The 18,000-nt window shown below is 65.1% G+C and carries 20 protein-coding genes; 4 read left to right on the forward strand and 16 right to left on the reverse strand.

Annotated features, from left to right (window positions below; translation table 11 throughout):
* Positions 1-79 precede the first annotated feature (79 nt).
* Complete coding sequence (locus IPK85_08915; protein MBK8247501.1) at positions 80-454, reverse strand: hypothetical protein; 375 nt, start codon at positions 452-454, stop codon at positions 80-82.
* Positions 455-626: 172 nt separating this feature from the next.
* Positions 627-1,373, reverse strand: a complete 747-nt coding sequence (locus tag IPK85_08920; GenBank protein MBK8247502.1) for a nucleotidyltransferase domain-containing protein — start codon at positions 1,371-1,373, stop codon at positions 627-629.
* 335 nt (positions 1,374-1,708) lie between these two features.
* Here IPK85_08920 and IPK85_08925 point away from each other — a divergent pair, with 335 nt between their 5' ends.
* Positions 1,709-2,074, forward strand: coding sequence for an IS110 family transposase (locus tag IPK85_08925; protein MBK8247503.1), 366 nt, complete (start codon positions 1,709-1,711; stop codon positions 2,072-2,074).
* Between the two features lie 112 nt (positions 2,075-2,186).
* Here the strand turns inward: IPK85_08925 and IPK85_08930 are convergent, their stop codons facing one another.
* A complete protein-coding gene (locus tag IPK85_08930) occupies positions 2,187-2,525 on the reverse strand; it encodes a type II toxin-antitoxin system PemK/MazF family toxin (protein ID MBK8247504.1) in 339 nt (112 codons plus the stop codon).
* A gap of 2 nt (positions 2,526-2,527) precedes the next feature.
* Positions 2,528-2,764, reverse strand: a complete 237-nt coding sequence (locus IPK85_08935) for a hypothetical protein (GenBank protein ID MBK8247505.1) — start codon at positions 2,762-2,764, stop codon at positions 2,528-2,530.
* Between the two features lie 268 nt (positions 2,765-3,032).
* Here IPK85_08935 and IPK85_08940 point away from each other — a divergent pair, with 268 nt between their 5' ends.
* Together IPK85_08940 and IPK85_08945 are read left to right on the forward strand one after the other, a co-directional pair.
* Positions 3,033-3,380: a type II toxin-antitoxin system RelE/ParE family toxin gene (locus tag IPK85_08940; protein ID MBK8247506.1), complete on the forward strand. Its 348-nt coding sequence runs from the start codon at positions 3,033-3,035 to the stop codon at positions 3,378-3,380.
* 7 nt (positions 3,381-3,387) lie between these two features.
* Complete coding sequence (locus tag IPK85_08945; protein ID MBK8247507.1) at positions 3,388-3,708, forward strand: helix-turn-helix transcriptional regulator; 321 nt, start codon at positions 3,388-3,390, stop codon at positions 3,706-3,708.
* Positions 3,709-3,861: 153 nt separating this feature from the next.
* On the opposite strand, the gene IPK85_08950 is transcribed toward IPK85_08945, so the two are convergent.
* The 5 genes from IPK85_08950 to IPK85_08970 all read right to left on the reverse strand — a co-directional run bounded on the left by IPK85_08950 (position 3,862) and on the right by IPK85_08970 (position 7,935).
* The gene (locus tag IPK85_08950) at positions 3,862-4,941 is read right to left on the reverse strand and encodes a hypothetical protein (protein MBK8247508.1); all 1,080 of its coding nucleotides are present in this window, start codon (positions 4,939-4,941) and stop codon (positions 3,862-3,864) included.
* Positions 4,942-5,175: 234 nt separating this feature from the next.
* Positions 5,176-5,859, reverse strand: a complete 684-nt coding sequence (locus IPK85_08955; protein ID MBK8247509.1) for an HAD family hydrolase — start codon at positions 5,857-5,859, stop codon at positions 5,176-5,178.
* Between the two features lie 190 nt (positions 5,860-6,049).
* Positions 6,050-6,490: a hypothetical protein gene (locus IPK85_08960; GenBank protein MBK8247510.1), complete on the reverse strand. Its 441-nt coding sequence runs from the start codon at positions 6,488-6,490 to the stop codon at positions 6,050-6,052.
* A gap of 278 nt (positions 6,491-6,768) precedes the next feature.
* The gene (locus tag IPK85_08965) at positions 6,769-7,416 is read right to left on the reverse strand and encodes a type II toxin-antitoxin system RelE/ParE family toxin (protein MBK8247511.1); all 648 of its coding nucleotides are present in this window, start codon (positions 7,414-7,416) and stop codon (positions 6,769-6,771) included.
* Positions 7,417-7,692: 276 nt separating this feature from the next.
* A complete protein-coding gene (locus IPK85_08970) occupies positions 7,693-7,935 on the reverse strand; it encodes a hypothetical protein (protein MBK8247512.1) in 243 nt (80 codons plus the stop codon).
* 310 nt (positions 7,936-8,245) lie between these two features.
* Between IPK85_08970 and IPK85_08975 the strand changes: the two genes are divergently transcribed.
* Positions 8,246-8,506, forward strand: a complete 261-nt coding sequence (locus IPK85_08975; GenBank protein MBK8247513.1) for a hypothetical protein — start codon at positions 8,246-8,248, stop codon at positions 8,504-8,506.
* A gap of 347 nt (positions 8,507-8,853) precedes the next feature.
* On the opposite strand, the gene IPK85_08980 is transcribed toward IPK85_08975, so the two are convergent.
* The 7 genes from IPK85_08980 to IPK85_09010 all read right to left on the reverse strand — a co-directional run bounded on the left by IPK85_08980 (position 8,854) and on the right by IPK85_09010 (position 17,920).
* Entirely contained in the window at positions 8,854-9,759 is a 906-nt protein-coding gene (locus tag IPK85_08980) for a flippase-like domain-containing protein (protein ID MBK8247514.1), read from the reverse strand.
* A 279-nt stretch (positions 9,760-10,038) separates the two neighbouring features.
* A complete protein-coding gene (locus IPK85_08985) occupies positions 10,039-10,752 on the reverse strand; it encodes a hypothetical protein (GenBank protein ID MBK8247515.1) in 714 nt (237 codons plus the stop codon).
* Between the two features lie 206 nt (positions 10,753-10,958).
* Positions 10,959-11,540, reverse strand: coding sequence for a hypothetical protein (locus tag IPK85_08990; GenBank protein MBK8247516.1), 582 nt, complete (start codon positions 11,538-11,540; stop codon positions 10,959-10,961).
* A gap of 878 nt (positions 11,541-12,418) precedes the next feature.
* Entirely contained in the window at positions 12,419-13,036 is a 618-nt protein-coding gene (locus IPK85_08995) for a hypothetical protein (GenBank protein ID MBK8247517.1), read from the reverse strand.
* 1,926 nt (positions 13,037-14,962) lie between these two features.
* Positions 14,963-15,499, reverse strand: a complete 537-nt coding sequence (locus IPK85_09000; protein MBK8247518.1) for a thioredoxin domain-containing protein — start codon at positions 15,497-15,499, stop codon at positions 14,963-14,965.
* 462 nt (positions 15,500-15,961) lie between these two features.
* Entirely contained in the window at positions 15,962-16,177 is a 216-nt protein-coding gene (locus tag IPK85_09005; GenBank protein MBK8247519.1) for a hypothetical protein, read from the reverse strand.
* 1,353 nt (positions 16,178-17,530) lie between these two features.
* Positions 17,531-17,920, reverse strand: coding sequence for a hypothetical protein (locus IPK85_09010; protein MBK8247520.1), 390 nt, complete (start codon positions 17,918-17,920; stop codon positions 17,531-17,533).
* Between the last annotated feature and the right edge of the window lie 80 nt (positions 17,921-18,000).

An 18,000-nucleotide genomic window follows, 5' to 3' on the forward strand; every position in this document is an offset into this window, starting at 1 on the left:
CTCGCTGCCCCTGGTTGGTGCCGGGCATGTAAGAGATGCCGGCACGCCGTGCGTCAGTCCGTGGTTGGACTGCGCGGGGTCAGGCGGGGGGACCTTGGGCGAAGGGCAGGAGGTGCGGCCGGGTGACGGCGTGGGCCACGACCGCCCGTTGGGTCATCACCGGCACTCGCGCGGGCGACGGTTGCTGGGGCGGCACGGGCGCGACGAGCGCGTCGGTGGTCGGCGCATTGCCGCACCAGTTCGCGCAGTCGCAGGGATCGAGTGGTGCCCCGCTATCCGCCGGGACTCCGTGCCCTGCGTGCTCCTGGTGCTGACCGACAGGCGCCGTGCGGTCTGCTTTCGCCGCATGTCCCATCGGGCAAGTGGTCGCACTCGGCGCGACAGCGGCGACCAGGGTCAGCCAGAGGCTGCTGATCGTCGCGAACCACCGGAAGTGCCGCGAGCGCCGGAGCATGGCTCAAGCTAATTCGCGGGCCGTGGCGCGGGTGTCGGGCGTCCGCCCCCCCTCCCCCCCGCCGCGTGGATCGCGGCCGGAGACCACGACGGCGGTGTGGGCGGCGCAGGAGGATCCCCCTGCGGGGAGGTGGCTCATCGCGTGTGCAGCCTCTGTCGGGGCCGCCGGTCCGCTAGCCGGCAGAATCCGTCGGGAGTCTCCACTCCGGCGGAGCGGGCAGGCGGTATCCCTCCATCAGCCATCCGCCATCCTCGGCCAGGACGTACTCCGCAAGAGTGATGACTTGAGCGGGCTCTCCACGCTCGAGCAACGCGTTGAAGGACGCCGAGAATGTTTCCGAGAACACGGCATCAATCTTTCGAAGTTGGCGCGGGATGGTCTTGCCCTTGGCGGACCACGCGCCACGCCTTCTCAGGAAGTGATTCGACAACGCCGCGTGCAGCGCTGCGGCCGTTGCGACTTGCTCAGCCCGTGAACGTGGTTCGCGCAAATCGTCAACCAGCCCAGTGATCGCATACCGTGAACTGTCGATGTCCGCGCGTGTCCATGCCGGCGGACCTTCAGCTATAAGGGCAGTCGCGGCCGCCTTGAGCGCGCGCGACAACGCGCTGGATCGCGGAATCTCGATGCCCTCGCTCACCATCGCGGGAAGTGATGGGATGCCCGATGGTCTATCGACCTTGTGGAAGAAGTACGCCAGCGTTTGCGGGTCATGGACGAATGCCTCGACCGGCCAGCCACCGAAGCGGTACGACTCCCGATACGCCTGTGGCAAGGTCCTGAAGACAACGACGAGGTCAAGGTCGGATGTGGACGTTCCTTCGCCGCGAACCAGCGACCCGGCAAGGAAAACGACTTCCGCATCCGCGTACCGCTCGCTGTGGACGGCCTTTGCCGCGGCGATCAGGTCGTCACGCACCCTAACCTTCGGTTAGCCCCGTTTTCGACGGACAGCCCGCGCCTCTCGGGGCGCAGACGACTCGGTCGCTTCGTGGAAGCCATCGTGCGTCTCGGCTGGTGTGCGGATAAGTATCGCCATCTGTCGGTACACTGAGCAATGGGGAGCTGAGACGGCCTTGTATCTGGTACTTCAGGGAGTTTGGTCTGAACTGGGATCTGCGCTAGCTCGGTGCGGTCTGGGTGCTCGACACCGTACGTTAGCAGGGGCAGCGCAGAGTCCCGTCGCCCACGAGCTCGCACAGTTGCCCGAGGTGACACCTCGGATCCGCAAGATGGAGCCAGGACGGCCGCAGCGTGCCCGGCGTCGGACGGGTCGTGGCCACGACGCTCCTGGCCGAACTCCCGGAGCTCGGGCGCCTCTCGCGCAAGGAGATCGCGAAGCTCGTGGGGCTCGCCCCCATGGCCCGCGACTCCGGCACGTTCCGCGGGCGACGCTTTATCCGCGGCGGGCGCCCCGGCGTCCGCGCCGCGCTCTACATGGGCACCCTCGTCGCCACCCGATGCAATCCGACGATCCGCGCCTTCTATCACCAGTTGGTCCACCGGGGGAAGCCCAAGAAGCTCGCGCTCATCGCCTGCATGCGGAAGCTGCTGGTCACCCTGAACGCGATGGTCGCACGCCAGGTCCCTTGGGCGGAGCACTCGCTCATCGCCGCTTGACTTTTCAGACAGTTGCTAACGTGTCAGGTTCAGCAGCAGCCGCGTATCGCACCAAGCGAGCGCAGCGAGCCGTCAATGTAGCGGCTGCCTGCTGCAACCTGCTGTTCGGCGGCTACCTTCCAAGGACCACATCGATACTCGCAAGAACCTGCTCCAGTCGTTTCGGCGACAACTTGCCGATACGGCTCATGAGGAAGGCCCGATCCACGGTGACGAGCTGCGCGGCATTGGCGACGGAGTCCGTCGGGAGGCCGGTCACTTTGGCGGACAGGAGCGTGTTTCCGGGAGCCGCCTCCCACTTCAGATTGCTCGTGAGCGGGACGCACACGGCCGTAGCAAGGCGACTGCGATTGAGGGGATTCCCCTGGACAATGACGACGGGTCGGCGGAAGCCAGGGGCGGACCCCGATGGGGCCGGCAACTCGGCCCACCAGATCTCCCCCTGCCCGATCTCTACCATTCCACCCGCTCCAGCACGGCGTGCGCGGCCGCACGGGTGAACGGATCCCGCTCCTCACCCAGCGCGTCGACCACGCAATTCATGGCCTCGGTGACCTCGTCCGGGGCATGCCGGCTGAGGTATTCCGCGAGCGCCTCGGCATAGAGCTGACTGCGGGTCTTCTGCGCCCGCCTCGCCTGGCGCTCCGCGGCCAGAAAGACGGCGTCAGGGAGAGAGATGGCGGTCTTCATACCGATAGTATAACCACCCGTCCGATTCGGGCAAGCCCCGCATGGTCAACCAAGTCACGATGTCGTTGGATTACTCATCGTCGAGGAGAGACGGGCTAACGTCCATGGCTCACATGCGGGCGCTCATATCAAGCCGTCCCGCCCGCCGCGAACCCCCGCCTTACGGTATCAGGCGGCGGGCGGGACGGCCAGCCCTCTGCGCCCGTCTTGTGCAGCCATCTGTTAGCCCGCCCCTTGCCAGTATGTCAGCTCTGACATATGTTCCGCCATGGCCACCGCCGACAAACCCGTCGTCTGGCTCCACGGGGAGGTGAAGTCGCCGCCCTTCTCGCCCGCCGCCCGCGTTGAGGCGGGAACCCTGTTGCGCCGTCTGCAGCGGGGCGAGCGGCTCGGCATGCCGGCCTCCCGGCCCATGAGTCGGATCGGTGCCCGCGTTCACGAGCTCCGCGTGGTGGATATCGACCGAACCTGGCGGCTGATCTACCGGGCCGATCCGGATGCCATCATCATCGCCGAGGTCCTTCCCAAGACGACCGCGCAGACGCCCGACGCGGTCATTCGGACATGTCAACGCCGGTTCAAGGCGTACGATGCGGCAGCTGCCGCCGAGGAGTGACACTCATATGGATGCGAAGAAGCGGAAGCGTCTCGAGGCCGCCGGCTGGACGGTCGGTACGGCGGCCACGTTCCTCAACCTCTCCGACGCCGAGGCCACGCTCGTCGATATGCGGCTCGCCCTCAGCGCTTCGCTCCGCGCCCGGCGCACGAAGCACCGCATGACGCAAGCGACTTTGGCGAAGCGGCTCCGGTCCAGTCAGTCGCGCATCGCGAAGATGGAGGCGGGCGATCCGACCGTCTCGCTCGAGCTCTTGATTCGCGCGCTGCTCACGGTCGGGGCGTCGCGACGAGACGTCGCCTCTGCACTCGCCAAGCGCGTGGCTTAACCCAGCCAAGCTTCTCCTTCGCGACGGGCTAACGACCCGCGTTGAGTTGCGCTGCGTCCCATAACAGTGCCGCCATGGCGAAGCACATGGCGGCACTCCTTCACAGCAGCGGCAGCTCCAACGCGCTGTTAGGCGACAGCTTCGTCCGCAGTATCATCTTCGGTGCCCGTAGCGTGCTCGGGGAGGTCTGTGCAAGGCGCTTGGTTCAGCCGCCTGGTTCCCTTCCGTCTCGTCTCTCGCCCAAGGCACCATGGCTCGCTCGTAACTCAGTTCGAAGAGATCGGTTTGGTGCACGAAGCTCTGACCCGCGAGTGTGCACGTAACCCGGAAACGTAGCACGCCCGCATCAAGGTATTGCTTGAGCGGACCCGCAATTGTCGTGGACCACTCCCTCTCGTTGGAGGCGGCGGGCGCTCTTGCGACTTCGTGCCACGTCGACCCGGCAGGGACCAAAATTTCTAGTGCCTCGCTGCACGGACGGTTGGCTCGACTGCGCACTCGCACGACTGCGTTGCGCGACTGAGGGGTAATGTTCGAGAACTCCGGGCTCCACACTACGGAAGGGGGAGTCACGGCCCCGGTCCGTAACCTGTAGTAGTTGCCGTCGTCGGCTCGCAGGCTTGCGAGGTTCCCTCCGAGCGGCGTACCTGTAGCAATGGTCACGTTGGATGGATACTCGATCACGTTTTGATATGGCACCGGAGTACGGAAGCTCGTCGATGGCATCTCGACTCCGGGTCTCCAGATCGACTCTTGGGGGCTAGAAGCAGTGCAGGTGATGACGCCGTACTGGGCCTCAAAGGTGAAGGGCACGATGACACGTCGCACGTTCCACTTGTAGAACTTGCCAAGTGTTAGTCCCGATGCGATCACTTCAAGGAACACGGCCCCTGAGCCATTGCTGGTCGATTTCAGCGTGCTCGCGCGGTGCGTTGGACGCCACTGGAAGCGTCCAGGATGCTCCACAAGCTCGACCTCCAGCGCGTACTCCCACTTGCAGTCCTCAATGGCTGGAGAGTTGTACTGGATCAAGGCTCCAATCTTCACGACATCGGACGTCGCCGTGCCGAAGAAGCCGATCTCCGAATCATCGAGATTGCGTTGCTTCAGTCCTGTCGGTGGTTCGACGCTTCGTCTCGCACTATCTGCCGCACCCTGCGCGGCCGCCGTCGCGACTCCCATCCAGCAGAAGATCACGCCGATGCCGATACGGGCTGTCAGGTACGTCCTCACGTATGCCTCTCCATCTGACGGTCTATTGTTGATCTCGCAACTAGTGTTCGCCCGGTACCGCGGCGCAGCATGATCGATGCGGCCAGCACAATGTCGCCTAACGTCCCGCGCTCACATGCGGGCCATCTGAACCAATGCCGGCCCGCCCGGGCCGCCACCTCATGAGCCTACCGCGGCCCGGGCGGGACGGCTACCCCCTGGCCCGGCATGTGCTGCGCCATGTTAGGCCACGCCTCACACCGACAGCCGCCCCGCGATCTCGTCGAGGCCTCGGAGTCGCTCCGGATGGGTAACATGCCGCTCCCGCCGATCCAAGAGAAGCGGGACCATTCCAGCGCCTCGTGCTCCAATCACGTCGTCGTGCATGCTGTCGCCAATGTACCAGATGCCCTCGGCATCCAGGCCGAGGCGCTCAGCGGCGACTTGGAAGATCTCAGGTCGCGGCTTTGCGAATCCGGTTTCCCCTGAGGACACGACGACGTCGAAGAACTGGCGCAAGGCCGCCCGCTCCAGCGTCGCCTCGAGGGTCGGTGGCCAGTTCGATACAATCCCCAGGGGCAGGTCGATCCGTCGGAGTAGCGACAGCGCCGGCAACACATCTGCATAGACGCGCCAGCCAGTCGTGAGAAAGCGGGCTTCGAGTCGCTCTGCGGCGCCACTTGCATCACCCTCGAATCCCAGGTGAACCAGGGCGCGGCGGTAGTGCTCACTCCACGTCGCGGCGAGATCCTGCTCCGCAGCCCGACCGCCCGCTGCCCACCACTCCGCCACAACGGTCTCGACGGCGCCAGCGAAACGCACCGGGTCCACCGCTGCGGTCTCCTCACTGCCACGCAAGGCTACGAGCTGCGGGTTCTCGGCCTCAAGCAGAGTGCCGCCAACGTCGAAGATGATCGCTGAGGGCCGTCTACTCATCATGACTAGCGCTAGTCTCCCCGCAAGTGGCCTAACGTCCCGCGCTCACAAGCGGGCCCTCTAAACCAATGCCGGCCCGCCCGGGCCGCCTTCCCAAGATTCTACCGCGGCCCGGGCGGGACGGCCACCGCCCTGGCCCGCCTTGTGCAGCGCCATGTTAGGCCGGCCGCGGCGTCACAGGCTCGACGGTCGCCTACGGCGCGCTCCCGGCCGGGCGAAACGTCACCGCAAGCCGCTTGCCCGTCGGCACAACCTCGGCCATACGCCCCGGCGCACCCCCGGGCACTTGCGCCCCTGATGATCGCCGCGACGCGAGGAGACCGCTCGGCAGCTCCAGCGTCCCGACATAGTCCATGCCGGTCCACTTGAGGCGCAACTTCAGCAACGGGCCGCCCCGCGTGCTATTGGTCTCGGTCAGGGTGAGCGAATCACCTTGGCGGCGCCCGACGAGTTCGCGGCGCCACCGCCCATCGTCCGGTTCGTGCGCGTTGGAGAGTCGGGCAGCGACCGTGTCGCCGTCCGCCACGAGCTCAAGGCGGAGGTCGGTCGCGCGCGCATCGGCAGCGCGCCGATAGTCGCTCGCGTCGGCTCCCGGAGGCCGATCGGCTGTGGCGCCGCGGGCGTCGCCTGCCATCGGACCGCCCGCGCCACCCAGGCCCCGGATGCCGGTGCCTGCGCACCCGCCACGCCCCCGATCACCGCCAGCGCGGCGAACGCCCCTCGAGTCATCGCTCCCAGTCCTCGCCTCATGCGTCACCTCCGACGGAAGAGTTCCTATCCAGCTCGGCCTAACGTTTGCGTTCATTTGCGGGCGATCTCAACCAAGCCGACCCGCCCGGGCCGCCCCTTCACCAGTCTACTGCGGCCCGGGCGGGTTGGCCAGCCGCTCAGCCCGCCAAATGCAACGCTCTGTTAGGCAACCCGCTTCCGCTTCTTCGTTTGTACGGTGACTGCGACCCCGAGCCGGGCCAGCAACTCGACCAACGCATCAATACTGAACTGCTCGATCTTGCCTCGCCGGAGCGCACTGACCCGCGGTTGAGACACCCCCAGCACCTTGGCGGCCCGGACCTGGGTCAGGCCGCGATCTTCGAGCGCCTGATTGAGCGTGATCATCAGATCGCTGCGAATGAGGAGGTGCGCCGCCTCCTCGGGCGGGAACCCCAGGTCGACAAACACGTTCCCCGAGCCACGACGCATGCGCACGGCCATGCCTACTTGCCTCCCCTTCGAGCGTTCGCGCAGCACCGCCTGATACCGCGCCCGGCCGAGCTCGAGATCGAGCCGGGGAGTCTGTTGCGACTTCTTCTGGAACACGTGCAGGACGTAGACGGCCTCCGCGAACTTGGCCACGAAGAAGAGTCGGAAGGCTCCGGCGACCCGGACCCGAATCTCCCACACCCCGGCACCCACGGTGGCCATTGGCTTTCCATCGCGCGGCTCCCGCCCCCGCTGCACTTGGCGGAGGTCGTATCCGAGCTCGCGCCGGACTTCGGCCGGAAGGGCCCGAAGGTCCGCGTGAGAGCTGCCCACCCAGGTGACAGGTTTCTCGTGCACCACGGACTATACCAGAACCGATATACGCGCGCAAGGCGCGGGCACTCTCGGCACGCGCTTCGTTTCCGTGTGGCGCGGCCCCGGCAACGGTCTCCTCCCTCATGCCGCTATCAGCCTCAGGGTTGCCTAACGTTTCGGCTCACTTGCAGCCGAAAGCAATATAGCCGGCCCGCCCCGGGCCAGCCTTTGCCATTCTACCGTGCCCGGGGCGGGCCGGCCACCCCTGATCGGCTGCCAAGTGCAGCCGGATGTTAGACAGCCCTAGGCACTGAAGCTTCCCTAGCGCGGCTTCGAGAGTCGCGCTGTCGCCAGCCGACGCGCGGCTTCGAACGCTTCACCTTCCGGCACTCGCACATCGGGTTGGACGCCCACACCTTCCCAATCCGTGCCAGTCACGGGGTTCACCATCCGCGCGTAGGCGACATTGACCGCGAAGTGATCTGTGACTCGCCGAAGCCGCGATGGCCGTGCGCCGCCGCCAGTGACTTCGCCGACAATAGTCGCGCGCTTCAGAGCCTGCAGCTGATACGCGAAGCTTTACGAGGCCGATGTTGCCATCCAGTCGCTCGACGCGCACGAACGCGCAGTTCGCACGACGGAGTTGCTGGCGCCGCCGGGCTTCCATTTCGGGCGTCGGGGCCACATCGAAGTCCGCGGGAAATGCAGGTACGCTGAAGTCCACCCGTAAGTGACGGTCTCCGCTCACGTCTCGCAGCTGACGAGTAAGTAGGTCAGCCAGCAAGCGGGCGGAAGAGATGCTGCTGTACGCTCCCCGGGCGGCACGGGCACTCACGCTGTCGGCGAGTGCACCGCCGAGCGATGGTAGCACGTGATGCCGCCGGAGCGCATCCGCAACACCGACCACGACTCGCTCGTTCTCCTCAGGCGATACGAGAAGCTCACGATAGTCCCGGCCGACAGGTATCGCCGTGAGGAAGAAGCTGCTCACGCGGAGAGGGTCATCTGGCTCCACCGCGACTACACCAAGCTGCTGATTCGGCGAAACGGTATCTCTGAGGAGAAACTCTACATGCAGGTCGCTACTGCGGATCACCCGGTCGAGGATGAAACGCCGAGAGGCCCCCAGCGCTGAAGAGGGGACTGGCAGTTCGACACCGGGCGCTTGCCGTTTCAACACTGCCAGAGCGATGGTGTCCGCGCCGTTGTAGGCCGATAGCCACTCCGCAAGGAACCGCCCGGCCCCTGTCCCTGGAGGCGCTGTCTGGCTCTGCACTTCTCCGGCGAAGAGGCTGCTGGTGACTACCAGTAGAGAGAGTGCACGCGTGGGCGAGAGCATTCGCAAGGGGTGAGTGCGATCGTAGTGAGTTGAATGGCCTGTCTAACGATAAGGTTCAGTTGCAGCCGAATCAAATAAAGCGCGCGCAGCGCGCAATCAACAGATCGGCTGTCAACTGCAACCGGGGTTAGACAGCACGGGCGTCATGCGTGGTCGTGGGCGGCGGCGCGCGATGTCCCGCGACGTCGCCACGCGAGTACCAGTAGCGCGGGGATGAGATCGAGCAGCGTCACGCCCACGCGTGCGAGCACCACGACGACCAGAATATCGCTCGCGGGCAGCACGGCGCGGGCCAGGACCGCCTGCATCACCCCTTCGCGCGCACCCAGCCCGGCGGGCGCAATGACGAGAAGGAGCCCGGCCAGGAAGGAGCCGGTCCAAGCGGTCACGCTCGTGACCAGCGACAGGCCGGCCAGCGGCAGGACCGCGCGACCGAGTGCGTACAGCGCGACGCCCCACAGGAGCCAGCTGGCCGTCGCCGTCCAGAGCAGCGTCCACATCGTGCGCGCCGTGACGGTGGTGATTCCGGGGACGCGTCGCTCGATCCCAGCCGCCAGCTGTGGGAGTGCGCGAACGGACGCGGGTCCCAGCAGCAGCGCCACCACGCCCGCCAGCGAAAACGCCAACAAGACCGGCGACACGCCCAGCGCGGAGCCACCCGCGGCGACGAGGACAAGAACGCCGACGCCCATGCCCACTACGCCCTGCCCGAGTGAGCTCGCGGCCACGCGGGCCGGCGGCAATCCGGAGTCGGTCGCCATCGCAGCGATGATCGCCATCTGCCACGCTTTGCCGCCCGGGAGATAGCGTCCGAGGTTGCTCACGAGGAACAAACGCGCCAGCGCCACGAAGGACGCGCGCACACCGAGATCACGCAGCAATCGCTGCCAACCAAGGACGTACCACGCATGACCGGAAAACGCGCAGGCCAGGGCCACCGCGATCCACCGCCACTGGACGGACGCCGCGCGCCATGCTTCGAGCGCGGCAGGCCCATCACGCCGTAGCGCCCGCGCGATGAATGCGACGGCGGCGACGCTGACGACCACCGTTGCCCATCGTCGCCAGGGTGAGCGGGGACGCACAGGCGCATTAGTGCGCGGTGGAAGGGTGACTCCGTCCTCGGGGATCGTCAACTAGGCTCGGTCGAGCGCACGAATGCGGGTGGTCACCAATTCAGTGTAGTGCTGTCTAACGACCCACGCTCTCAGGCGGGGCCTCTCATAAAGCCGCCGCACCCGGCGGCCGTCCTTGCCCTTACACTATAGGCCGCCGGGTGCGGTGGCTAGCCCACGGCCCCGACCTGAGCTGCGTGCTGTTAGGCCGACCTACGCGGGGCGGTCCAGGAAGCGTATCAGATAGCACGTCGCGCCGGGCGCGTGACGCTCACAGCTCAGGTCGACATAGGATTCCGTGATCGTCGCATCGCTCCAACGGATGCGAAACTGGTACAGGCCAGGTGGCAGTCGCACGAAGCGCTTTTCCACCACGCGCCGCGGTTGCCGGGGAAGCGGCTGATCGGCGATCGTGAATTCGACCGTATCTGCGCCAAAGGAGAGTAGGACTTCAAGACTGTCGCGCACCGGTGGCGCCCGCTGGCCGATCTGGACGGCTCCTTGATCGAGCAGACGGCGCCCAAACGGCGGCGCTCGCCAGACCGCCGGCCCGACCTCCGATAGGCGCTGCTGTACCCATGACGACACCGCCCACGCGTCCGCGCAGCGGGGGAGCCGCAAGGTGCCCGGCGTAGCCACGGCTCCGACCACGTAGCTCTGGCCGGGGAGGAAGTAGGCACACGGAGCATCGTCCCCTGCGACGACCGTGAGCGTATCCGGGAGCGGTCCCCGCCACGAAGAGTCAGTCACAAATCGGACCCGGCGTTCGCGTGCCAGGGAGTCAATCGCCAGTACCCTCCCCACGAACAGGATCGGGGCAGCGGTCGGCCGCAACGGCGCGCCCGCGCCAAGGCCGCACCAGCAGGCGGCGTCGGCGCGGCTAGCGGTCGCGATACTCAGCAGGAAGATGCCAAACGCAATGCGCATGACTCAGTTCGGCCTAACGTCCCGCGCTCACATGCGGGCCTTCAAAAAGAGCCGACCCGCCCGGGCCGCCTCCCCCCCACTATACCGCGGCCCGGGCGGGTCGGCCACCCCACAGGCCCGTCTTGTGCTGCGCGCTGTTAGCGCGCGTCTTCCGGGCGAAAGCGGCGCTTGCCTGGTGGCCTCATGCACTACAGCACCGCGCGCCTCTACCCTTCGGCATTGGTACCTTGCAGCTTAGGCTCTTGCGCCGCGTCTTGGACCGGAAGCGAGGCACCTCGAAGTGCGTTTCGCAACATCGGATCGACCGGAAAGGTCAGATACTCACCGGTGGACAACGTGATGGTCAGTCTCATGACTCTCGGCCATCGCCATGCTCCCGCCGAGAGTGCCCGCTGCAAGTCCGAGGACTTCAACACATATGTCGCCCAGTCGAAAAGAAAGGTCGCGCGCTCACTTGGCGCGAGCTTCCACGGGAGCTTTCCAGCGAGCGGATGGGACGAGAGCGTCTGAAAGAAGTGCCTTCTTCGGACTACCCCGATGCGCCATCCGATTGCCTCGACGACAGCATCACGGTGCCCGATGTTTACCACTCCGACCTTCAATACTTCCTGTCCATCTAGGGAGCCTTGGCTCAGCAGGGTTCCCAGTGTAGCGGTCGCTCGCACCCTCGCACGACCCTGTTGGCGCGCCAGATGGAGCGCGACTACAACCGCCGCCAGCGTGCCAACGGCGGACAGAATCTGCGCGACCACCTCTGCTTTTGACCAAGCTTCGTTCATCTGAATCATCCGTCGCGCTAACGTTTCACCTTCACTTGCGGGCCCTCCAACCAAGCCGACCCGCCCGGGCCGCCTCCCGTCGAGTCTACCGCCGGCCCGGGCGGGTTGGCCAGGCCGCAGCGGCCTGACAAGTGCAAGGTGCTGTTAGGCAGCACTTCTTTTGCACCGCCTGAGCTCTCTCCAGAGACGCTTGGGACACGATGCGTCGCTTCCGGTCCGACGGCGTCCAGGGCTGACTAGAAGTGCCGCACATGCTTGCAAGCACGCGCGCAACAAATGCCCGCCCGGGCGTCGAAGGGTGCCGCGCTTGAGGGGAGCTTACCCTGACGGCGGAGGACTGGAGATAGGACCTAGAGGCGCCGCGCGGCCTGCGAGCGACCACACTTCAGCGCGTCAGCGTCTTGACGGGCTTCCCGTTCACAAACCGAAAACGTGGTGACGTAGTGCCGCCGACGTGCCGCTTCCCCTCGTGGCTGAGGTCCACGCCGGGTCGATGTCAATTCCGAGCGATTTGGTGGATCGCAATCGACTCAACATCGAGTGAGTCTCGCTGGACGATGGCCACGCGATCTCCGCGCACTGCCTCCAACCGGGCCCCTTCGGGCAACGCTATCAACGCCAAGGGCCGAAGCTCGTTGTCGAGAATCGTCCAACGCGATCCGGGTCTTTGCCAGCGGCTCCCCAGCCGAAGAGGCTCGAACCGTTCGATCCAGAGACGGTCATCGGAATCCACCAACACGCGGCCCATCGCCGGGCGAAACTCCGGAAGAATCTCGCGGGCAAAAGGCTGCGCGAGACGCTTCCTTACTTCTGCCGCCGGAAGATTGACCTCCAATACGGCACTCGTCTCCGAGATAAGCGACGCGAGTTCGGCAGCAGTAAGGCGCTCACGGGCCTCCGGCCACTCGAGCAAACCCGCCTGAGAGAAAGTGCTGTCCAGCCAGGGAGAGTGCAAAATCCTCGCCAGATCCGAAGTAGGCTCGGCGGACACCGAGAGCGGCAAACGGTGTGTTGGCAAATGGCAAGCGCATATCGCCTTCTTCGGTCAGACCCGTGTAGGTTCCCTGGAAAGTTGGCCCCGCGCGCACAAGCTCTCCGGCGCGATTGATCAGTCGCAACTGAGCCTGCATCCGCCATGGTCTGACGCCCGGCCCCCGCGGTGCGGAGTCTCTAGGCGTAAGCATCATTTGCAGAACAACCAGTGCGCTATCACCCCACGCCCAGCCGTTTTCCGGCCAGCCGGTCTCGGTGTCATCTCCCACCAGCGCTACCGCTCCAAGGTAGCCCGCAGTCGGGTGCCAGTAGGTCAGTCGGCGCCGCCGTCCGTCGAACACCGCAAAGGTGTCAGCCTTCACTGCGGAAATGGCAGCAAGTCCGCGGAATTCCTGGGGTCCGTCGCCGATCCTTCCCATGGCCCCGCGGTAGGTGCCCGTCGAATCAAACACTAGCAACCGACTCGCCCCGAGGTCGGCAACGACGAAGGTGCCACTAGGCAACCAGCGCATAGCTCCAACCGGAGAAAGCGCGGCTGAATCGCCGCTTTCGGCGCCCGTAATCACGTGAAGCGGAGTAGGCACGAGTCTCCAGACTGGCAGCTCATGCGCGGCGCCGCGGATTGTCGCCACCGATAATCCCGCCGAGTCTCTGACTGCCATTCTGATCTCCCGCTGGCGACTCACGTCGCAGGAGACGCTCGCGCCGACGAGACATCCAAGGGCTCCTGCCACGATCAACCGCCTGTTACCGATACGATGTAGCATTCCGTCCTCGGACCCCTTAGTGCCGGTTAGGCGACGAACAGAACTCCTTCGTCGCGTGATCGCTGATAGGCCAGTGATACCTTCTGCGTCCGTTGTTGTGACCGCCGCCGAACCAGAGCTCAGCTTGCCGGCGTGCCAGTCTATTGTTCCACGGCGATGAGGGCAAGTCGTGTGATGACCTCTTGCCCCTTGCTAGATCTGGAGAGGCCTATGACGCTGCTTCTCTCCGCAGCGAGTGGCCTGAAGCCCGCCGGAAGGTCAACGTCTCCGATCCACCCTCCGGCAACGTGGTAGATATGCCATCGTGAGGGAGCCATGGGTAGCGGATTGAGCAGCGCCATTGCATCCTCGGGCATGGCGGGCCCGACCCAAAGTAGGCTGTCGGGCGTCCCAATCAACCGCCCAAACGCCGCTGTACTATCCGCGAAGACCGTAGTCCGCCGTGCCGACTGGCGCGCAGCCGCACCCTGGGCAGGGGTTGGCGCTATCAACCGCTGCGAAGAAGCGCAGCGTGTCAGGGATCGCGATGCGCCGACGTTCAAGCGCAGTCCGAAGGATACGAACGCGCTCTTCACCGCTCTCAGAAACGCACCTGATCTCATACGCCCGAGAGAAGCCAAAGCAGAGAAGGTCACCTACGGTGGCGCTGACTAGCGCGGGGCCGAAAGTAAGAGGGACGAGTTTGCCTTCCTGCGAAGTCACCCATTCCCTCCATGGCATGCTTCCGATACTTCGCTCCCCGCCGCTCCGGCCCACCACAACCATGAGCACGCTGTCGCCGATGCCTGGGTCGGAGTCCACGGCCGCCGAACCGGACCACTCCAGCGGTCGCACCACCCGGGAAGGTACGCGGCATGAGCAGGTCTCGGCCGCCAAAGGATCGCCGGGTCACAATTCCGAGATACCGCCCGTCCCACCTAAAGGCCTGTCCGACGTCTCTGCCGTTGAAGCCGATGATGCTGTCGCCGTTGATATGGGCGCGCCAGAGCGCCCGGAACCGGCCTTCACCGGCTCCGAATCCGCCAATAGTCCTCTGGTAGCGCCCATTTGGCCCATATACTCTGAGCTCCCCGAGATTCAGGAGCCCGACCGCGATGGCCCCAGAGCGATGGAGCCCGGCGTACGATACGCCCTCTAGTCTGTAGACCCCGGTGGCAGTGTCGCCTCCAATCACGAGACGTGTCGTCGTGCTCACCATCCACCTTGCCTTCGGCCGCGAATCCGAAGCCACCCCAATCTTCTTGACGCCACTGGCAGCAGCCGTTCCCCGCTTCGGCTCCTGCGTCGAGGCCCCAACGCCACCGAGTCCCACGAGCACTGCCACTACCAGAAGATGTTTCGCCGGCCCCAGCGTTCGCTCACATATGCGTGCGTCAACACACCGCGGTTTACGACCGCCGTGCTCGCGTGTAGTCATGATGCTCGCCTCTGGGACTTCCTCAAGGTAAGATCGAGAGTGGCTGATGGAGCCCGACCCTTGTCGCTTCCCGTCGAGAGACCATCGCCGGTCACGATCATCGCTTGCGACGCAGTTCTCTACGTAGCAGATACTCGAGCCCTTGCGGCGTAGGGACTCCCACGCGTAGTCGACCTCCCAACACAAAGGCCGGAGTCTCATCGATCATCAGACTGTCGGCGGCCCTAACGTCGTCTGCAACACTCCTCCATGCTTCATCGCTTGAAAGGCAACGGGGAGAATGCGACGGAGTCCGAGAGCCCCGCCTCCTTTCCATAGGACCACCAATTACGCGCACCGAGCGCGTTCGCATCGCGGAACAGGGCGTCATGTACTTCTTCGAAGCGACCGGCTCGGCGCCCGCACTCTGCAACAACAGCAGCTCCGTGAGCCCTGTCGTTCAGCGGTATGTGCCGGTACACGACCGCGAGCTCGGTGGGGTGGCGCAACCTCGCGTCTCGGAATCGGGCGGCGGCAATTCCGCACGCGGGACACGTGAAGTCCGAAAACAGTACGATGGCGACCCGCGCACGAGCGTCGCCCATGCGGGCTCCGGCGGTTCCGTAGAGCTCAGAATCCTTGATTAACCGAGCTGTTGTGTCGTCGTTCAGCCGAACCGTCAGCATTGGCACGTCGAGCACCCTCAGCACCAGGGTCGCTGCGGCAAGAGCGGTGGAAAACGCACAGGCTATGGAAGCTAGCCCACGCCCCGCCCTCGGTCGTCGGTTCGTCATTCTGTCGTTCGCTGGCATGCTTTCCTCCGTGCGGAGCCACGAACGGGACTGACTCCCGGATCCGTGGCTCCTTTCGACTCTGTCAGGCGTTCACGGCGCCCAGGAAACGCCGCCTACTTCTGGCAGGAGTACTCATGCTCGATTGATTCGGGATTCGGCTTGCAATACCAGCACTCGGCGGTGCAAGGCGCCCCGGTTGTACAGTGCCCTCCGCACGGCGTGGGCTGCGCATCGAGGAGGGGTGGGCGTGACAGGTACGCGCCCGCTGCGATCGCAAGCATGCCGAGGCTCCAGAGCGTGCGTCTCATTGGTTCTCCTGCGTGAAGGTTGGGGCCGCTGGGGGGGCCCAAGGCGCCCCTTGCGCCCGGTCTCCCCGATTCGGCGCACCACAAATGCTACTCGCGGAAGAGCGACGCAACTGGCAGTATGCGACAGCTGTTATCGGTACGCGACACTTGGGCTCTGTAAGCGTCCATGCCGCTACCCGGCGGCCTTGCGCGGCCCCGCGCTGGCGCGCCGTCTGCGCATCGCGAGCGCACTCGGCGCCAGAGAGAGAATCGACGCAACGTCCTTCCACGGAAGGCGGGTGGCGTCGCGCAGTGCGGCGGCGCGGGCGAGTAGCGCCTTCGTGAGCATGGCCCGCGGTGTGTGCCGCGTGCTGTCGGCGACGGCCCGCTCGATTGTGCGCTGGGACACGCGGAAGTGAGCCGCGATTTCGGATACACGTCTTACGCGGTGCGCGTTTCGCTCGATCCAAGACGCTGCCTGCAAGCCCAGTGTCTCGTTCGCAGCCGCCTCGACCTGCACCAGTCCGGCCATCTGAATCACTGCGGCGGTCCCACAAACAGCAGAGAGCGCTCGCTCTAGGTCAGCTGGCCCATCGCTGAGGAACACGTCGTCTACTCCGATAGCAGCGGGGCGGTAAGGCGCGTGTGCGACCCTACGCAGTGACTGCCGACCATGAACACCGGTACTCCATCATTACCTCCGCGTGCCTGTCGCATGGCGGCTCGCGACTGCGCTACGCTTCCCTTTTCGACGATCAGCCGCGGCGCCAGAGACTGCGAATCGCTCAGCTCGCTAAGGTCAATCAACCGGGTCGCTCTATTTAGCGCCTCACGTAGTGATGGCCATGCCTCTTTGATGCGCCCATCGAGGACCACTAAGGGTCGCGCTCTAAGCGTCGGTATTACAGGTGGCTTGGGCATACGATCGTGTGCATCTAAGCATTATGGCCGGTAAGCTGCGCTTATTGCGCCGTTCCAGGTGGTGCACCATCTCTTGTTCGGCATGACTTCTAGTGTGCGGGAACCGTCCGCCGTTCGGCACTTCCAGTTTTCTGCCATCTCTTGGCAGCTTCCTTTCTTCACCTGCCCGGAGAGGGGGCGGCCATTTGATCACTGCCACCCACGCCGACGGGGAGCGTACTCTCGTGCGCCGAAACACCGTCGCCACTCACCTTCGGGCATGGTCGCGTCCCGACAGCCTGCTGCGACGACGGCCAAGCAGAGTACGACTACACTTGACCTGGCTCGCATGAGGTCGCTCACGCGGAGAGCGAAACAGGACGCATCAACCGGCGCGCATGGTCGGGTTGAGGTGTCGACTGCTGCTTAACATGTGGAGGCGCGTGTGTCGCGTCAAGCCACGCTATGCCGAGCTCAACCATGCGCTGGCCACCATCAGCAGCAAGCCACGCTCAGTCCGCCTAACGTCCCGCGCTCATTTGCGGGCCATCTGAACAAATGCCGGCCCGCCCGGGCCGCCACTACCATGATCCTACCGCGGCCCGGGCGGGACGGCTACCCCCACGGCCCGGCACATGCTGCGCGTTGTTATGCCGCACCCGACGTGCTGCTTGACCGCCTTCAGCCAGGGCGCTCTCCGACGATGCGCCGCAGCTCAAGCTCACAGTGAGCGCTCAGTTCGGGATCGGTCAACGGTACAGACGCGGCTGCCGAGGCGGTGGCCGCAAGGGTCCAGTGGCATTGGTGGGTCGGCTACTGCACTGCATTGACCAACATCGCGCCTGGTGGAGCCGGTGCGGCCTCAGCGTTGGGGAGGCAAGTCGATGATCTTAGTCACCACGCGACCTGTCAACGTCAGCGTCAGGTACCAGGACAGATCTTTAGGTCGGATGGATACTTTCCAGTCGCCTTCGTGGCGCTTCACCTTCGCAAGGTATTCAGCATTCACCAGATCCTCGACGTACAGCGCTCCCGGATACACTTCCAACCACTTGGACCCGTCGATGCCCTCTTCGGTCTGCACCAGTTCGTCGTAGATGCGCACTCGCCCAACGGCACCGATGTACTCGTCAAACACCGTGTTAGAGGAGCTCTCTGAGTTGTGTCCCACACTTGCCGGCGGCCCGTACGCAAGCTCGGCATCCTTTAGCAAAGTGGCGCGGTCGAAGGGCACATAAATATCGCGACTCACCACAGCCGTACGAGGCGTTCCGACAGGTACCTCCAGGCTTTCCCATGGAGCGCCGCCGCCGCATCCTGCGCCCGCAATAG

It is taken from the genome of Gemmatimonadota bacterium (assembly GCA_016712265.1).
Taxonomy (GTDB): Bacteria; Gemmatimonadota; Gemmatimonadetes; order Gemmatimonadales; family Gemmatimonadaceae; genus RBC101.

What these genes read in the sequence shown, in the direction of transcription:
- IPK85_08960 (MBK8247510.1), bottom strand. Translation starts at nt 6,490, where the DNA reads ATGGCAGGCGACGCCCGCGGCGCCACAGCCGATCGGCCTCCGGGAGCC.
- IPK85_08990 (MBK8247516.1), bottom strand. Translation starts at nt 11,540, where the DNA reads ATGATTCAGATGAACGAAGCTTGGTCAAAAGCAGAGGTGGTCGCGCAG.
- IPK85_08955 (MBK8247509.1), bottom strand. Translation starts at nt 5,859, where the DNA reads ATGATGAGTAGACGGCCCTCAGCGATCATCTTCGACGTTGGCGGCACT.
- IPK85_08945 (MBK8247507.1), top strand. Translation starts at nt 3,388, where the DNA reads ATGGATGCGAAGAAGCGGAAGCGTCTCGAGGCCGCCGGCTGGACGGTC.
- IPK85_08985 (MBK8247515.1), bottom strand. Translation starts at nt 10,752, where the DNA reads ATGCGCATTGCGTTTGGCATCTTCCTGCTGAGTATCGCGACCGCTAGC.
- IPK85_09000 (MBK8247518.1), bottom strand. Translation starts at nt 15,499, where the DNA reads ATGCCAGCGAACGACAGAATGACGAACCGACGACCGAGGGCGGGGCGT.
- IPK85_08915 (MBK8247501.1), bottom strand. Translation starts at nt 454, where the DNA reads ATGCTCCGGCGCTCGCGGCACTTCCGGTGGTTCGCGACGATCAGCAGC.
- IPK85_08975 (MBK8247513.1), top strand. Translation starts at nt 8,246, where the DNA reads ATGCCGCCGGAGCGCATCCGCAACACCGACCACGACTCGCTCGTTCTC.
- IPK85_08995 (MBK8247517.1), bottom strand. Translation starts at nt 13,036, where the DNA reads ATGCGCTGGTTGCCTAGTGGCACCTTCGTCGTTGCCGACCTCGGGGCG.
- IPK85_08940 (MBK8247506.1), top strand. Translation starts at nt 3,033, where the DNA reads ATGGCCACCGCCGACAAACCCGTCGTCTGGCTCCACGGGGAGGTGAAG.
- IPK85_08935 (MBK8247505.1), bottom strand. Translation starts at nt 2,764, where the DNA reads ATGAAGACCGCCATCTCTCTCCCTGACGCCGTCTTTCTGGCCGCGGAG.